This window comes from Paenibacillus sp. 7541, assembly GCF_002276395.1.
In the GTDB taxonomy this organism is placed as follows: domain Bacteria; phylum Bacillota; class Bacilli; order Paenibacillales; family Paenibacillaceae; genus Paenibacillus_AQ; species Paenibacillus_AQ campinasensis.
The window spans coordinates 48,638-63,943 of sequence record NZ_NQLZ01000023.1 but is presented as its reverse complement, the minus strand read 5'-3'; the positions used below and the strand labels follow the sequence as shown (position 1 = coordinate 63,943).

Genomic DNA, 15,306 nt, shown 5'->3' with positions numbered 1-15,306 from the left:
CTAACCGGGATGTCTGTCTTGTTGTCTGTTGTCTTGCCGTCATTTACATCTTGTATGCCTTCATCGCCTTCATCAGTTCCTTGAAGGATGGACGCTTGCCGTACAGCAGAACGCCAGTCCGGTAAATCTTGGCCGAGAGCCAGCCAAAGGCTAGAATTGATACGATCAAAATGACCAACGATGCCGCTACTTCCCACATCGGTACATCGCCAAGTCCTACCCGCACCAGTATCGTTGTCGGCGAGGTAAATGGAATGAAGGAGGACACCTTAAGCAAGGTGGAGTTCGGTGTCGACAAGCTGAAGATCGCAATATAGAACGCAACCAGCGAGACCATCGTCAGCGGCATGATTGCCTGCCCGAGATCCTCCGTACGGCTAATAATTGAGCCGACGGCTGCATACAGTACCGCATACAGGAAGTAACCCAGGATGTAGAACACGAGCCCCAGAATCAAGAGCGCTGGATCGATCGCCGAGATATCCAGATTCAGGTCCTTCAGCACCTCAATATTATGCGGCAGCATCAGGTTAATCGCCACGACCACACCGAAGGACAAGATTTGAAACAATCCGAGCAGCAGCATGCCGATGACCTTGCCGAACATCTGGCTGAGCGGCGATACGCTGGTAATGAGAATCTCCATAATCCGGGAGCTCTTCTCCGTCGTTACCTCGGAAGCAATCATATTCCCTGTACTCATCAGCGTGAAGAAGAACAGAATCACCAGTGCGTATACCAGCACATAATCCATCGCTTCAGCGGAAGAGCCCGGGATTGCACCTTCTCCCTCGGCATCGCCAGCATTGCCTGCATCGAGACTCCGCGATTCGATCTGTACCGGGGTATTAATCTCGGTAATTTGCGCCTCCGTCAAGTTTAACCCTTGCGCGATGCTGCGCGTTTTAATAATCTGGAGCGCGGCCTGAAGATTGGATTGAAGCTCCAGCTCCATTCTGTCTTCGCCTGCTGTGTAGACAACCGCCGGGAACAGTCCGCCCTCCTGCTCCTCGAACTTCAGATACCCCTCAATAAGGCCATTGTCCATATCCTGGCTCAGAAGCTGCTGATCCTCTGTCTCATAAGGGATAAGCTCATAATTGGTAGTCAGCTGGCCCCAGGAAGACTCCAGCTCCGTCGCGAGCTCCTGCTGTTGACTATATACGAGTCCGATCCGCTCAGCTGCCTTGCTTCCCGAATCCCCGTCTCCTGTGAACAGTTGGATCAGATATGGAAGATTGATGCCGACGGAGAGAAGTATGGCAAATATCAGGGTGGTGACAAGAAAGGACTTCGTCTTGACCTTGTTCATGAATGTAAATCGGATTACGGTCCATGTATTATTCATTGGATTCACCTACCGCTTTAATAAAGATTTGGTTCAATGTCGGTTCCTTCACTTCAAACTTATGAATGACGCTTTGGGACATCGCTGTATTCAGAATGCTCTGGGCCGCTTCCAGCTTGCTGATGCGGATCAAATATCCTCCCTCGGTGCGCGTCACTTCCGTGACGCCTGACAGCTTGTCAAGGCCCTGCACTTCCCCTTCCGTGCCGAGCACAACCTCCTCACGCGGATAACGGGACTTGATCTCCTTCAGGTTCCCTTTCACCACGGTGTTGGAACGATGCAGAATCGTAATGTTCCGGCACAGCTCTTCCACATGCTCCATCCGGTGAGTCGAGAATAGAATGCTGGCTCCGTTATCCCGCAGCTCCTTCACCGTGGACTTCAGCAGCTCGACATTGACCGGATCAAGACCGCTGAAGGCTTCGTCCAGAATCAGAATTTGCGGGTTGTGTATGACCGCGGCTATAAAGCCCATCTTCTGCTGATTCCCTTTGGACAGCTCCTCGATTTTCTTGTCATAGTAATCCGGTACTTCGAACTTCTCGAGCCAATATTTGAGACTCTTGTCCGCTTCCTTGGCTGACATTCCCCGCAGCTGACCCAGATACGTGATCTGCTCGCTTACCTTCACCTTCGGGTACAGTCCGCGTTCTTCCGGGAGATATCCCATCAGACGGCGAAGCTCCTTGTTGTACGGCTTGCCATTGTACAGAATCTTTCCTTCGTCAGGGTAGATCAGGCCGAGAACCATGCGCATCGTTGTGGTCTTACCCGCACCATTGGCCCCCAGCAAGCCGTAGATCTCCCCTTCCTCCACTTCAAGCGAAATCCGGTTGACCGCGGTTTTGTCAGCATAAATCTTCACTACATCTTCCAATTGCAATCGCAGCATACGTCAATCTCCTCTCTTATTTCCTCATACCGGCAGGACTATAGCCATCAATCCACAATCCGAGCACTTCATCCAGTTCGAGCGACCGGGTCTGAATAAATCCGATCCCGGCGGAATGCAGAATTCGTTCCACTTCCAAGCATTCGGTCGTTATGAACGAGATCGTGCCTGCAGACTCCTGTCTGCTGCTTACGATGCCTGGCAAATCTTGCAGGATTGCTGCATTCTGAGCGACCCAGCATTCCTTCCAGTTATCCAGCAAGGAATCCTTCTCGACCATACCCAGCTGTTTTCCGTGATGCATCAGCACCACATAATCCGCCAAGCGCCGAATCTCATCCACAATATGGGTGGACAGCAGGATGCTCGTATCCGCTGTTCGCATGCATTTGTGGAGCTGCTCGATCATCAATTTCCAGGCAAAGGGATCAAGCCCCGATGACGGTTCATCAAGTATGAGCAGCTTCGGCCTCGGGGCCATTGCAGCAGCAATTTCAAACTTGCGCCGCTCGCCCTTCGACATTTTGGTCAGCCGGACTCCCCTCGGAACATCGAAGCGTGACAGCAGCTCATCGAATAAATACCCGTCCCAATTGTCATACCAGATCGATCGAAAGGCCGCTGCCTCATCTACCGTCAAATTCTTCTCTTCCAGGCTCAACTGTTCAGGAACAAAGCCGATCTGCTGTCTGACCGACACCGGCAGTCCATCCGGATAGGCTTGACCGAACCAGCTGATTTCTCCCTCGTCAGGAAACACCGTTTGCATAATCATATTAAGCAGCGTGCTCTTACCCGATCCGTTAGGCCCAACCAAAGCCACGATGTATCCTGATGGAATCGACATATCGATAGGACCGATGGTTTTGGTTCGCCGTCGCTTATGAATATTACGGAATGAAATCACATCCGGTTCCATAATCATACATCCCCCTTCGGTTGATATTTCTTCTGCACAATCTCGTTAAACAACTGAATCAGCTCGTGTTGTTCAAGCTTGACGGCCAGTCCCTTCTCAATAGCGGCTGTCAGCGCCTCAACAACCTCTTTCTTCTTGTATTGCTCTCTTTCCTCTGCTCCGACACCGGCGACAAAAGTGCCGGTTCCTTGCCTTGTGCGAAGCAGCCCCTCATTCTCTAGATCCTGATACACTCTGCGAACCGTGATGACGCTGCAGTTCAGATTTCCGGCGAATTCTCTAATCGATGGCAAAAGTGTCCCCTCCTCGATCTGACCGCTAATAATGAGCGAACGCAGCTGTGTCTCAATCTGGTGATACAAGGGCTCTGCACTGTTTTCATTAATTTGAATAGGAATTCGCACCTCTATCACCTCACTTATTCAGAAACGATCCGATGGGAACCTCTCTCATTCCCCAAACTTCCAGATTCGTTCATGCCAAATCTCGCTTGTTCTTCAGCATATGCAGCGTCCGTCTCCCTAACAGCAGGAAAGTCCCCAACCCGATAATCAGCGATCCCCACATCACTGGCGATAACAGCTTCCAGCGCATGGCAGATTCGGCCGAGAATTTGAAAAGGCTAAATCCCATCATGCTCATCGATACAACTGCAATCGAGGTTATCAGAATGAGCAGCAACGCCCTGTGGAAATATGCCTTGCCGCTAACCATGAACTCCCAGTAAATGTAGAAGCCTGAGACGAGAAATCCTATCCCCTGCCATATCCCTACAAATGCAAGGTAACTCGGAATGTCCATAATCGCTCTCGTGGCGGGCGAAATCAGATAGATGCTGCCATAGTAGATCAACCCGTTAAAGAGAAATGCCATCAGCCCCATGATGAGACGGCTATAAACAATGACGGGCACCGGAATCGGAAGTGTCCGATAATAATACAGCATCTGGGTGTATGAATCCTCGTTAAGATAACGGAATGAACGTCTGGAGAACCAGAGGCCCATCATCGGTACATAGAAAAACAATATAAAGTCCACGAAAGGAAAAACGTTGCCCAAATCCTCAAACTGCTGCCCGATTGTAATGCCGGTGACGAGAACCATATACAGCGTGAATAGGAGCGTCCACAATACTTGAAACTTATCACTGCGAAAGTCCTTCTCAATGATGTTCATCGCCATTCGAATGTTATGCAAGCTACTCACCTTCCCTGGTCGTTAACGTTATCTAATCGAAGTTGTTGCATATAAGAAACACTGTGCTTAGTGTGATTACTGTGCTCACTGTGTATATCTTTATACACAGTATATAGTGTGCTTCTTCCACTGTCAATTCCCCTCATAAAATTTTCCTCTGCAAGAAAAAAAAGCACCTGTCAGATTCCTCTGACAAGTGCTTGTGTTACTTATATCCCGAATATGACTTCCCATACCGGCTTCGTATGTCCGCCAGGGTACAGCACATACAGCAGTGTGTATACCGCCACCCCTGTAATGGCAGTGAAGAACCAGATGACCGATGTCACGCGGCCCCATTTCCGGTGCTTCGCATATTTCTCCTTGAACCCAAGGACAAGCGTTGTAATCCCGAACACAGCTGCCACTGTAGCCAATATAATGTGGAAGACAAGGAAAATCTGATAATAAAGCTTCAGATCATCCGGCCCGCCCCACGTCGTGTTCCCTACGAATATCGTACGGGACGAATAAATAATAAAGAAAATAATCGCTGCGATTGCCGCCCATATCATCACTTTCTTATGAGCCTCGCGCTTTCCCTGAATAATCAGTCTCCAGCCAATCGCCACCAGCACAGCGCTGATGACGATAAATGCTGTACTAATCGTGGGAAAGATCGTATAAATATCCATGCCTGTCCTCCTTCAGTAACCCGCTTACGCTTGATTCAAATTTCCAGGCGGGATGTCTCCCGGCAATGGATCATCTTCCTTGTTCTCTCGCTTATACCAATGGAAGAACACATAAGCCAGCATCGAAGCGAAAATGATCTCCTGGAAAAACTTCATAATAATACCTCCTACCCGCTGATCAATGAGCGGATCCAGATATCCGAAATCCTGCGGACCGCTGAAGCTTGTCAGAAGTGTAGAAGTATCCGAAACACAGTACCCCATCGCTTTCGCCCATACAGCCGGATCGCTGAAAGTCGCATACATCGGATGGCTTGAGAAAATAATAAGCGCACAGGCTGGCGTTAACAGCACCATGTTCAGAAAGATGTACGCCATTTTCATCAGGCCCGACGACTTGTCCTTTTCCGGGATCGGATTCAGAATCGCCCACCACATGAGCATTGAGGTGATGAACAGAATTAGGAAATATATTCTGTGCACCGTGAAATTGAGCATGACAAAGTCATGTACAACCGGAATATGGTAGAACGAGAACAAGCCGTTGAACACCACAGCCGACACAATCGGCCGCGCCAGGAACCCGAGCTTCCTGAACGGATTCACCCGGTCAAAGGCCCGCCACAACCATACAGGAATACCCAAAATGATCAGCGGTACCGCTACCAGATAGGACAAGGCCATGCTGATCATATGAAAAGAGAACATCATGTGCCCCAGCAGTTCAATCGGTCCGCCTTGGGCCAAGTAATAAGCAGCCATGCCGCTGACAAACAGCACCTTGCGGCCCGCCGATACCGGAGCGCTGCCTTCAAAGCGGCTGCTGAGCGGTCCAACAATCAGGAAGTAGACCGCCGTCAGAACCAGCATGAAAGCCAGGAACAGCGGACTCCATTTATCTGCGAAAGTAAAATATTCTAAGCCCAGCATTCGAAAACCTCCCCGAAACGGGTTAAATTCTGTCGATATTGTGACATATGTCCACGATTTAAAAAAAGAGGGGGCTTATTAGCCTCCTCTTTTTCATTTTACCACCAAACCCAGAACAACGCCATGACAATCGCCGTACTCGCTACGAAAAAGCCGCCGATCATAAACAGGATCGGCATCAGATGCCCCTTATCCTTCAAGTGCATCCAGTATCCCATCTGCACGAACACCTGCAGAACTGCCATCACGAGCAGCAGAATTACAGCAAACGTGGCATTTACTCCGCCAGCCATCACCGCCGCAAATGCGATTGCAGTCAGAATGATCGAGAAGATGAACACCAAAATGTGCTTTTCCGGGCCTTCCGGACGATGACGATGCTTCACAGTAACTTCATTAGATTGTTGATTTGCAGTCATTTCTTAGGCCACCTTTCCAAGAAGGTATACGACCGAGAAGATGAACACCCACACAACGTCGATAAAGTGCCAGTACATCGCAGACACATATACCTTCGGCGCTGTAACAACGTTCAATCCTTTTCTATACAGCTGGCCGATCAAAATTCCAATCCAGGCGACACCGAATGCTACGTGAGCGCCGTGAAATCCGACAAGGGTATAGAATGCGGACGAGAAAGCACTTGTCTTCATATCAAAGGATTCATGAACGATGTACTCGTAAAACTCATAAATTTCAAGACCCAGGAACGCGAGGCCGAGACCAACGGTTACGATCAGCCAGTTGATCAACGATTTCACATTATGGCGATGCATCGCCTGAATCGCGAACACCGAGGTCAAACTGCTGACAAGCAGGATCAGCGTTGCAACGGCTGTAATCGGCAGCGAGAACAGTTCACCCGCCGTCGGCCCTTCGTTATTCTGGTTGCGAAGCGCCAGAAACGTTGCGAACAGTGTTCCGAAGAGCACGGCTTCACCGCCAAGGAAGAGCCAGAAGCCCAGGACCTTATTACGGCCCTCCAGCGTTGCTTTTTCGGGCTCATGAGGAAGTTCGCCGTTTACATGTTCAGCGTGTGATGTCATGCTTTCCCCTCCTCTTCCAGTTCTTCAACTTCAATATGATAGCCGTGATCATCGTACAGGGAACGTGCAACCATAGCCGCAAAGGTGATTACAAGTCCGACAATCATAACGATGTATTTATTGAAGATCAGGCTCATGAATGCGTTGGAGAAGTCCTCCGTACTGAACATGAAGCCAAGACCCGCGATGAACAGCCCCACCGACATCACAAATGGTAGGATGCTCGGAGACGGCATATGAATCGGTCCTACCGGTTCAGCAGGCGTCATGCCTTTGTTGCCAGCCATCTTCTCTTTCCAGAATGCGTCGATACCGCGCACGAGCGGAATCTGCTTGAAGTTATATTCCGGCGGAGGAGATGGAATGCTCCATTCCAGGGTACGACCGTCTTCCCAAGGGTCGTTCGCAACACCGGCTGGCTTCTTCGTTGTCAGCACCACGTTCACCAGGAACAGAATGACACCGACACCCATCAGGAATGCGCCGATCGTACTGATCAAGTTGAGCGTATCAAAGTGCTGATTCGGCAAGTAGGATACAATCCGCCGCTGCATACCCAGAAGACCAAGGAAATGCTGTACAAAGAATGTCAGATGGAAGCCGATTGCAAACGTCCAGAACGTCCATTTACCAAGTCTTTCATCCAGAATGCGTCCGAACATCTTCGGCCACCAGTAATGCAGACCCGAGAACAGGCCGAACACCAGACCACCTACGATAACGTAGTGGAAGTGAGCAACAACGAAATACGTATCATGGAACTGGAAGTCAGCCGGAGCCGAAGCAAGCATAACCCCGGTTACACCACCCATGACGAATGTTGGGACAAATCCGATCGCGAACAAGTTCGCGCTTGTGAAACGAATCTGACCGCCCCACATCGTAAACAGCCAGTTGAAGATCTTGATCCCTGTCGGAACGGCAATCAGCATCGTTGCGATGGAGAAGAGCGCATTCGCAACAGGTCCGAGACCAGTTGTGAACATATGGTGAGCCCATACCATGAAGCCGAGGAAGGCGATCAGGATGGTTGCAAACACCATGGAGCTGTATCCGAACAGACGCTTGCGCGAGAAGGTCGGAATAACCTCTGAAATAATACCGAAGGCCGGCAAAATCAGAATGTATACCTCAGGATGGCCGAAAATCCAGAAAATATGCTGCCACAATACGGGGTTACCGCCAGATGCGACATCGAAGAAATTCGCGCCAAGCAAACGATCAAAGCTGAGAAGTACAAGTCCTACCGTAATTGCAGGGAAAGCAAACAAAATCATCGCCGATGTAATGAACGCCGTCCAAGTGAACATCGGCATTCTCATGAAGGACATTCCCGGTGCGCGCATCGTAATGATGGTCACGAGGAAGTTGATACCGCCGATCAGGGTGCCGAGACCGGCAATCTGCAAGCCGATCGTATAGAAGTCGACCCCTCGTGTCGTCGAATACTCCGTGGAGGAGAGCGGCGTGTACGCCGTCCAGCCCGCATCCGGTGCACCGCCCATAATCCAGCTCAGGTTAAGCAGAAGTCCGCCGAACAAGAATGTCCAGAAGCCGAGCGAGTTCAGGAACGGAAACGCAACGTCCCGCGCGCCGATCTGAAGCGGTATGATCGCATTCATCAATGCAAAGATGATCGGCATGACGCCCAGGAAGATCATCGTTGTTCCGTGCATCGTAATCAATTCATTGAATACCTGTGCGGAGACGAAATCGTTCATCGGCTTGATCAGCTGGATCCGGATCAGAATTGCCTCGATACCGCCGATGCCAAAAAAGAAAGCTCCCGCAAGCAGGTACAGTATTCCGATTTTCTTATGGTCGACGGTCGTAATCCAGTCCATCAACCCCGTGTAGCGTTTTACGCTATGGCCGTGAGCATGAGCATGAGCCAAGGTGTGTACCCCCTTTAAAAGTTCTTGCTGTATTAATAATCCAACTTATAATTGGCCAGGTATTCAGCAATCTGCTCGATTTCCTCGTCGCTGAATCCGAGATCCTTAGGATCAGGCATCGTGTTGCCAGGTTTAACAGCCTGTGGGTCCATCAGCCATTCCACCAGGTTGTCTTTTACCGGCTTGCTGCCCTCTGCGCCGCTTATATCGTTCAGCAAGATACTTGCTATGGTCTCACGCGATCCGATGCCGGTCAGGCTCGGTCCAATCGGACCACCTTGGTCGCCCACAGCGTGGCAGGAAAGACAGTTGGTTCTGAATTTCTCAGCAAGCTCCGTATCTGCAGGAAGCACGGCCGGCTGTTTGAATGCATTAACCCATGCATCAAACGTAGCATCATCAACCGCTTTCACCCGGAATTCCATATAAGCGTGAGACGCACCGCACAGCTCCGCACACTTGCCAATGTATGTATTCTCGTTATCGGCAATCAGCGTCAGGTAGTTCACTGTGCCCTCCGTATTCGTGTCTCTCTTACCGCCAAGAGATGGAACCCAGAAGGAATGAAGCACATCGTTTGTTTTCAATTGAAATGCAATTTTCTTGCCTACAGGAATAACAAGCTCCTGCGCTGTTCTGATATCATGGTCAGGATAATAGAATTCCCACCAGAACTGGTGTCCTGTAACCTCTACCTTCACGGCCTCCGGATCGTTCCAATCAATCTGGTCGTATGCAAATACCTTTTGAATGGTAGGAACTGCAAGGATAAGCACGAGAAGCAGCGGAATCGCCGTCCAAATCACTTCCAGTTTGAAGTTCCCTTCAACCTGTTCAGGTACTTCGTCTTGTCCCTTTTTTCTGCGGAATTTTACAAGTACGTAAGCAGCAATTGCAAATACCACAACCATAACGACAACCATGATCGAAATGGAGAGCTTAATTAAATCCAGCTGGCCCTGCGCTACCGGGCCTTGTGGTCTCAAGACCGACAGATCCTCGCGACCGCAGCCGGATAACACCAAAGCAAACATGGCTAACAAGGGAAGAAGACGCTTTACTGCCTGCCACCGTTTCATCATTGATCTACCCCACTTTTCGATTTTCGTAGACTACCATCCGGCGCAAACAGCGGTAATCTACCTGCACAATCACGGATGAAGTAATCCTGTCAATTAAAACAATCACTTATTAAATATAAGTTCATGGGTAACTTTTGTCAATCATTCACAGGGAATTCACAAATTGTTCGAAAAGTCGTCAAAGTCGCGCCAGACGCGGGTTTGCAATCGCTTCCACCCTCGATCCAACCCCCTTTTCGCCTTTTTTCGACATTCGTTTCTTCCTTTGATTGCCCTTTCACTGTTTACCCGAACTTTCGCTCCAGCAATCATAGAGCAAGGAGGGTCTTCTCGCCCCATAATCGGCACTGAAGATCCTCCTATTCATTATGCTATATTTTTCATCATCTTATAATCCCGTTAAGATGATGGGGCCATTTCTCGTCACGGCGACGGTATGCTCATATTGAACGCCGACGCTTCTGTCCGCGGACGTGATCGTCCAGCCATCATCGCCCCAGTATACAGCTCCTGTCGGACCGAGCGTAAATACGGGCTCCACGGTGATGACCATCCCCTCTTTCAGCATGAGCCCCTTCCCCGGTGTTCCAAAGCTCGGCACATCCGGCGGCTCATGCAGGCTTCGACCGATGCCGTGTCCGACCAGCGCTTTAACGATACCGTAGCCTTCCTCTTCTGCCACGGTCTCCATTGCATGACCGACATCACCCAGCGGAACGCCGTGGCGCACCTTCTCGATACCTTTGTACATCGCTTCCTTGGTCCGGTTCATCAGCCGCTTAACCTCCGGTGCCACCTGTCCAACCTCATAGGTCCAGCCCGAATCGGCCAGCCAGCCGTTCTTGTTCACCACAATATCTATCGTTACGACATCCCCGTCCGCCAGCGGGCGATCATCCGGAAAACCGTGGCACACCACTTCATTGACCGATGCGCAGGTCGCGAAGCGATACCCTTTATATCCCTTCTGCTCCGGATAAGCCCCTTCACGCTCCAGGTACTGCTCCACCAGCCGGTCGATTTCCAGTGTTGTCACCCCCGGCTTGATTCGCTTGGCGATCATCTGATGGCATGCCGCCAGTAAGGAACCTGCCTGCCGTATATAGCCGATCTCCTCCGCACTCTTCAGCGTTACTTTTCCCATGTTGACTTGCTTCCCCTCGCCTTCTGAATTGACTTCTAACCAATATATGCAAGGAAAAAGCAAAAAAACCGTTTCCAGGGCATTCACCCCAAAAACGGTTAACCATATTCAAGACCAAATGGTTCAAACCATAAAATCAATGTCTACATGATGCTTTCAGCGATGCTTATCCAGGTGCAATCAATATTACGAAACAGAGGAATTTAATTTACCCAACTCGTTCTCCACGACGAGAGTGAGCTCTTCTTCGTACCCTCCCATAATATGATATTTCCGGACGTACTCCTTTACAAATTTTTTCGGATCTTTAGGCCGGAAAATTCGTGTCATTTCCCGCAGACTTTCCTTTACCTCATTGTGACCTTTCGTTGCCATGATGGATCCCTCCCAAAACGTGGAAATAAACTGCTCCGTTTAGAGAATGCCGAAAAGATCTACCTTAAATTGAGTTGTGAAGCCTTACTGCAGTTCTTGTGGTGAACGATTAGGTTGATATTCAGCAACTTACCAATGCACCTGACACTACAATAACCTGAAAGCAAACAGCTGAATCATTAATTTATTGTATCATATTCTTCGGATTGTTTCATCTTTCCCAAAAAATGTTTTTCCAGGCTGATTTTTTTAGATCGGCATCCTATGCAAGCATTCAGCCGTCTTCTGGTTAAGATATGGCTAAGAATTGCCCAAGCCTGCAATCGGAAAGGAGGTTCATCATGGATGCTCCCAGCTCTTTATTCATCTGCCCTCCGGAGGCCGTCCCCTCTATTTCGTGTGCGGATCCAGAGGAATGCGCTGTCGATCGCCGCATGCTGGACAAGACCGATGCGCTCATCCATGAGCGTTATCCCCGTATGCGCAGCTTCCTGCTCATCCGCCACCGCAAGCTGATTTATGAGCGCTATTATGGCGGTCATGCGCTCGCTTCCCTGAATGATCTCCGATCAGCGACCAAAAGCGTGACATCCCTGCTTGCCGGTATTGCAAATGCACGCGGAGAGCTTCCGCCACTGGAAACATCCGTCTCTTCCGTACTATCAAGGTTTGTGCCGCCGCACGCCTCGCCCATGCTCGGCCGGATTACGATCCGCCACCTGCTGACCATGACCTCCGGCTTCGCCTGGCAGACGGGCACCAAACTCGGCGAGCCGCTCATCCGCCGCTTTCACCGCTCCCGGAACTGGACAGCCTTCGCTCTGTCCCTCCCGATCCAGGAAGCGGAGATCGGCCAGTTCCAGTACCGCAGCATCGACTCCTATCTGCTGTCCGTTGTCATTAGCGAGAGCACAGGCATTCCCGCACACGCCTATGCGACCCGGCATCTGTTCAGCCCCCTCGGCATTCGCCACGCCGTCTGGTCCCCGAGCCCGGAAGGGCACTCGATGGGTCATGTTGGCCTGTATCTGACTTCAAGAGATATGGCCAAAATCGGTGTATGCTGCCTGGAGGGCGGTCGCTGGAATCAGCAGGCCGTCATCCCCTCCGACTGGCTCGAGGAAGCCCTTGCGCCTCAAACCAAAGGGTACGGCGCTTTCGGCGATTACGGGTATCAATGGTGGAACGGACAGCTCTCAGGGTTCAGCTATGCCCTGGCCCACGGGCATGGCGGACAGCAAATGTATCTCTTTCCGGAGCTGGACGCTGTTGTTGTTTTCACAGCCGACAGCAGGGTCAGCCGCTGGAGAAATCCGAGAATGCTGCTGGAGCGGTATATTTTGAAAGCCATGCAGCCTGATTGAGCTCCGGCATGGCTTTGAGCGGATATTAATGCTCCATTATGGTTACTTTATGCCATATATGATTTCTTTATAAATGAATGAGAGGAGTTTGATAACATGTCCGGTAAAGATAAAGATCTGCCCCCGATTTCACGAGATGAGGTTGAAGTTGACGGCACCTACACGAATGAGTGGGGCCGGGAACAATATTTGAAGCGCGGGGAGAGATTCCCGTTTGATCCACAGGGAGGGTCAACCGCTTGGCATCTGACCGAATACGATTTTGAGAACCACCATGAAGGAAGAACCGACGAACGTCTGGTCCGCAAAGAAAAAGGACCGGATACGCAAGTCAACGCAGAATCTCCAATGCGTCATGTTGAAGTGGACTAGCTCTTCTCGATCAAGGAACAGCAGAGCGTTCACACGATACGCATAAGCCTGCTCACAAAGGATGATCCGATATGAGAAAATCCAGATGGCTGTGGCTTATCGTCCCGGTACTGGCTATAAGCGCAGTCTGGCTCACTCTTTATCTGCTGGAACCTGAATATTCCTACACCCCTCCTATCGGCAAGCTGGAGAACAAGCCTGAGCTTCGCTCATCGCAGCATGGCCCGGTTAGGCAATTCGATGTGTGGGGCAAGTCGGTCAAGCTTCACGCGGACTCCCGGCAGCCCTCTCCTTCCTCACTGTCTCCCGACGATGGCGCCGTTGAAATCACCCCCGATATGCTTGAGCTTGGCCGAAAGACACTGTACGAGCAATCATTCGGCAATGAGATCTTTCTCTCCGATGTGCTTGGCATCGTCAGCGGTCCGTTAACGATCAAGAGCATCTCGAAGGCGATTGCCAAGCTGAAGGGGGCGGGAACGAGCAACCTGGAGGTAGCGCTGGAAGAAGATATTACGGTTGGAGGCCTTTCCTTTAAAAAAGGAGATATCATCAAGACCGGATTCGATGTGGCAAAAGGCTCCTATATGCCGGTCGGCCTGACCGTAAAGTATCAGGAAGGCCGCGTCAAGGTCGGCGTCACCTGCATGGCTTGTCATGCGACGGTGAACGACGAGACAGGGCGCTTGGTCGAAGGCGCCCCCAACGCCGATCTGAATCTGGGGCTCGTTCTTGCACTGGCACCGAATAGCGCCGCTTTTTTCACGCATACCGATGTTGACAATCTGGTCCAGTATGTAAAGGACTCCAGCCCTTTAATTCCCAACTCCAAAGGCGGGAAGGAAGCGCTGCCGGATGCCCAGCTGCTGGAGAAGGCCGTTGACGACAATCTCGTGAAATGGGCGCCGGGTTACTTTGACACAACGGTGGATTTGATCAGCGATATTACGCAAATTCCCGATATGTTCACCAAGGGCGACTATCCGTACAGTTGGAGCGGATTTGCCGCGATCGGCCCGTTCAAGGGGCTCAGCTCGTTCACGAACAATGTGCATGCCCAGAACACCGATTCGCTAAGCCAGATGGATGTCAGCGACAGCTTTTTTGGCATAGATAAAGAGGTCTATGTGGGCACGATTCTGCAGAATGCCGCCAATCCGAAATACCGATACGATCCGAAAAGCGGTATGAAGCCTTCGGTGTTTTTTGATACGCTTGACCCCAACCCGGGCACCGCCGGGGCCAATGAAGTCATCAAAATTCCGAATTACCCGAAAGTATCGGCGTTTGCCCCCAATGGTCTGTACGTCAACACGCCCGGCTACAAGGTCGGCGAGCAGGTGAACGCTATGTCCGCCTACCAGAACGTCATCAGACCTCCTGTGCCGAAACAAACACCCAAGCCTGAGACGCTGGCGCTTGGCAAGGAAATTTTCCGGAAAGCGCAGTGCATCACCTGCCACGCAGGAGACGCCTTCAACAACCACCGGATATTGCCGGTCAAGGAAATCGGCACGGAACCCGCCCGTGCGCGGGCATTCTTTCCGACAGAGAACGATTTCGGCAAGTCCCTGTTCTATCCTCCGGACACACCGGTGCCTCTGCCAAAGGATGCCAAAGTGGTTGAGGTGCCATCCGGCGATGTCGAACCGGATCAGCTGACGCTGGGGCTCGGACACAAGAACACCGGCGGTGGCTATAAAGTCAAGGGCCTGATCGGACTGCGTTGGTCCGCACCCTATCTTCATGACGGAGGCGTAGCGGTCGGTCCGGAATTGACGCAGGTGGGGGTTTCCGCAACCCTGATGAAAGGAATCTCCCCCGATCCCTACAACAGCCTCAAAGCGATGGTGGACAGAAACCTGCGCGAGCTCGTAGTGAAAGCCAACCGTGAGGATCAACGGCTGAAGGATACGAGTGTCACCGGGCAGGGGCATGAATATTGGGTGGATGAATCCACGGGGTACACGAAGGAGCAGCAGGATGCGCTCATTCAATACCTGCTCAACCTGAAGCTCAAGTAGAACAGGGAGCATAGGCCTTCAGCATATCATCATACTTTGTC

Annotated in this window: 16 protein-coding genes; 3 read left to right on the top strand and 13 right to left on the bottom strand. The window is 51.0% G+C overall.

What is annotated here, in order from left to right:
• Positions 1–43: 43 nt before the first annotated feature.
• The 13 genes from CHH75_RS14800 to CHH75_RS14735 form a co-directional block, all read right to left on the bottom strand.
• Positions 44–1,348, bottom strand: coding sequence for an ABC transporter permease (locus CHH75_RS14800; RefSeq protein WP_095398551.1), 1,305 nt, complete (start codon positions 1,346–1,348; stop codon positions 44–46).
• Entirely contained in the window at positions 1,341–2,243 is a 903-nt protein-coding gene (locus CHH75_RS14795; RefSeq protein ID WP_095398550.1) for an ABC transporter ATP-binding protein, read from the bottom strand. The genes CHH75_RS14800 and CHH75_RS14795 overlap by 8 nt, the downstream gene beginning before the upstream one ends.
• A 16-nt stretch (positions 2,244–2,259) precedes the next feature.
• Positions 2,260–3,162 (bottom strand): ABC transporter ATP-binding protein, encoded by a 903-nt coding sequence (locus CHH75_RS14790; RefSeq protein WP_095398549.1) that lies wholly within the window; start codon positions 3,160–3,162, stop codon positions 2,260–2,262.
• A 2-nt stretch (positions 3,163–3,164) separates the two neighbouring features.
• Complete coding sequence (locus tag CHH75_RS14785) at positions 3,165–3,566, bottom strand: GntR family transcriptional regulator (RefSeq protein WP_095265956.1); 402 nt, start codon at positions 3,564–3,566, stop codon at positions 3,165–3,167.
• Positions 3,567–3,636: 70 nt separating this feature from the next.
• Positions 3,637–4,368 (bottom strand): hypothetical protein, encoded by a 732-nt coding sequence (locus CHH75_RS14780; protein WP_255223040.1) that lies wholly within the window; start codon positions 4,366–4,368, stop codon positions 3,637–3,639.
• Positions 4,369–4,568: 200 nt separating this feature from the next.
• Positions 4,569–5,033, bottom strand: coding sequence for a DUF420 domain-containing protein (locus CHH75_RS14775; RefSeq protein ID WP_095265955.1), 465 nt, complete (start codon positions 5,031–5,033; stop codon positions 4,569–4,571).
• Between the two features lie 24 nt (positions 5,034–5,057).
• Positions 5,058–5,963, bottom strand: coding sequence for a cytochrome c oxidase assembly factor CtaG (gene ctaG / locus CHH75_RS14770; protein ID WP_095265954.1), 906 nt, complete (start codon positions 5,961–5,963; stop codon positions 5,058–5,060).
• Positions 5,964–6,061: 98 nt separating this feature from the next.
• Positions 6,062–6,382 carry a cytochrome C oxidase subunit IV family protein gene (locus CHH75_RS14765; RefSeq protein ID WP_095265953.1) on the bottom strand — a complete coding sequence of 107 codons (321 nt, stop codon included), beginning with the start codon at positions 6,380–6,382 and terminating at the stop codon, positions 6,062–6,064.
• Between the two features lie 3 nt (positions 6,383–6,385).
• Positions 6,386–7,009 (bottom strand): cytochrome (ubi)quinol oxidase subunit III, encoded by a 624-nt coding sequence (locus CHH75_RS14760; protein ID WP_095398548.1) that lies wholly within the window; start codon positions 7,007–7,009, stop codon positions 6,386–6,388.
• Complete coding sequence (gene ctaD / locus CHH75_RS14755) at positions 7,006–8,853, bottom strand: cytochrome c oxidase subunit I (RefSeq protein ID WP_176475580.1); 1,848 nt, start codon at positions 8,851–8,853, stop codon at positions 7,006–7,008. The genes CHH75_RS14760 and ctaD overlap by 4 nt, the downstream gene beginning before the upstream one ends.
• A gap of 83 nt (positions 8,854–8,936) precedes the next feature.
• Entirely contained in the window at positions 8,937–9,986 is a 1,050-nt protein-coding gene (coxB, locus tag CHH75_RS14750; protein WP_095265950.1) for a cytochrome c oxidase subunit II, read from the bottom strand.
• Positions 9,987–10,374: 388 nt separating this feature from the next.
• Entirely contained in the window at positions 10,375–11,130 is a 756-nt protein-coding gene (gene map / locus CHH75_RS14740) for a type I methionyl aminopeptidase (RefSeq protein ID WP_095398546.1), read from the bottom strand.
• A 186-nt stretch (positions 11,131–11,316) separates the two neighbouring features.
• Positions 11,317–11,505, bottom strand: a complete 189-nt coding sequence (locus CHH75_RS14735; RefSeq protein WP_095265947.1) for a hypothetical protein — start codon at positions 11,503–11,505, stop codon at positions 11,317–11,319.
• Between the two features lie 341 nt (positions 11,506–11,846).
• Here CHH75_RS14735 and CHH75_RS14730 point away from each other — a divergent pair, with 341 nt between their 5' ends.
• From CHH75_RS14730 to CHH75_RS14720, 3 genes are all read left to right on the top strand, one after another.
• The gene (locus CHH75_RS14730) at positions 11,847–12,869 is read left to right on the top strand and encodes a serine hydrolase domain-containing protein (RefSeq protein ID WP_095398545.1); all 1,023 of its coding nucleotides are present in this window, start codon (positions 11,847–11,849) and stop codon (positions 12,867–12,869) included.
• A 96-nt stretch (positions 12,870–12,965) separates the two neighbouring features.
• The gene (locus CHH75_RS14725) at positions 12,966–13,241 is read left to right on the top strand and encodes a transposase (protein ID WP_095265945.1); all 276 of its coding nucleotides are present in this window, start codon (positions 12,966–12,968) and stop codon (positions 13,239–13,241) included.
• Positions 13,242–13,312: 71 nt separating this feature from the next.
• A complete protein-coding gene (locus CHH75_RS14720) occupies positions 13,313–15,265 on the top strand; it encodes an electron transport protein (RefSeq protein WP_095265944.1) in 1,953 nt (650 codons plus the stop codon).
• Positions 15,266–15,306 lie beyond the last annotated feature (41 nt).

Excerpts from the sequence above, each read along its gene's own strand:
- map (WP_095398546.1), bottom strand. The coding sequence starts at position 11,130 with ATGGGAAAAGTAACGCTGAAGAGTGCGGAGGAGATCGGCTATATACGG.
- CHH75_RS14735 (WP_095265947.1), bottom strand. The coding sequence starts at position 11,505 with ATGGCAACGAAAGGTCACAATGAGGTAAAGGAAAGTCTGCGGGAAATG.
- CHH75_RS14725 (WP_095265945.1), top strand. The coding sequence starts at position 12,966 with ATGTCCGGTAAAGATAAAGATCTGCCCCCGATTTCACGAGATGAGGTT.
- CHH75_RS14790 (WP_095398549.1), bottom strand. The coding sequence starts at position 3,162 with ATGGAACCGGATGTGATTTCATTCCGTAATATTCATAAGCGACGGCGA.
- ctaG (WP_095265954.1), bottom strand. The coding sequence starts at position 5,963 with ATGCTGGGCTTAGAATATTTTACTTTCGCAGATAAATGGAGTCCGCTG.
- ctaD (WP_176475580.1), bottom strand. The coding sequence starts at position 8,853 with ATGGACTGGATTACGACCGTCGACCATAAGAAAATCGGAATACTGTAC.
- CHH75_RS14760 (WP_095398548.1), bottom strand. The coding sequence starts at position 7,009 with ATGACATCACACGCTGAACATGTAAACGGCGAACTTCCTCATGAGCCC.
- coxB (WP_095265950.1), bottom strand. The coding sequence starts at position 9,986 with ATGATGAAACGGTGGCAGGCAGTAAAGCGTCTTCTTCCCTTGTTAGCC.
- CHH75_RS14775 (WP_095265955.1), bottom strand. The coding sequence starts at position 5,033 with ATGGATATTTATACGATCTTTCCCACGATTAGTACAGCATTTATCGTC.
- CHH75_RS14730 (WP_095398545.1), top strand. The coding sequence starts at position 11,847 with ATGGATGCTCCCAGCTCTTTATTCATCTGCCCTCCGGAGGCCGTCCCC.
- CHH75_RS14720 (WP_095265944.1), top strand. The coding sequence starts at position 13,313 with ATGAGAAAATCCAGATGGCTGTGGCTTATCGTCCCGGTACTGGCTATA.
- CHH75_RS14765 (WP_095265953.1), bottom strand. The coding sequence starts at position 6,382 with ATGACTGCAAATCAACAATCTAATGAAGTTACTGTGAAGCATCGTCAT.
- CHH75_RS14800 (WP_095398551.1), bottom strand. The coding sequence starts at position 1,348 with ATGAATAATACATGGACCGTAATCCGATTTACATTCATGAACAAGGTC.
- CHH75_RS14795 (WP_095398550.1), bottom strand. The coding sequence starts at position 2,243 with ATGCTGCGATTGCAATTGGAAGATGTAGTGAAGATTTATGCTGACAAA.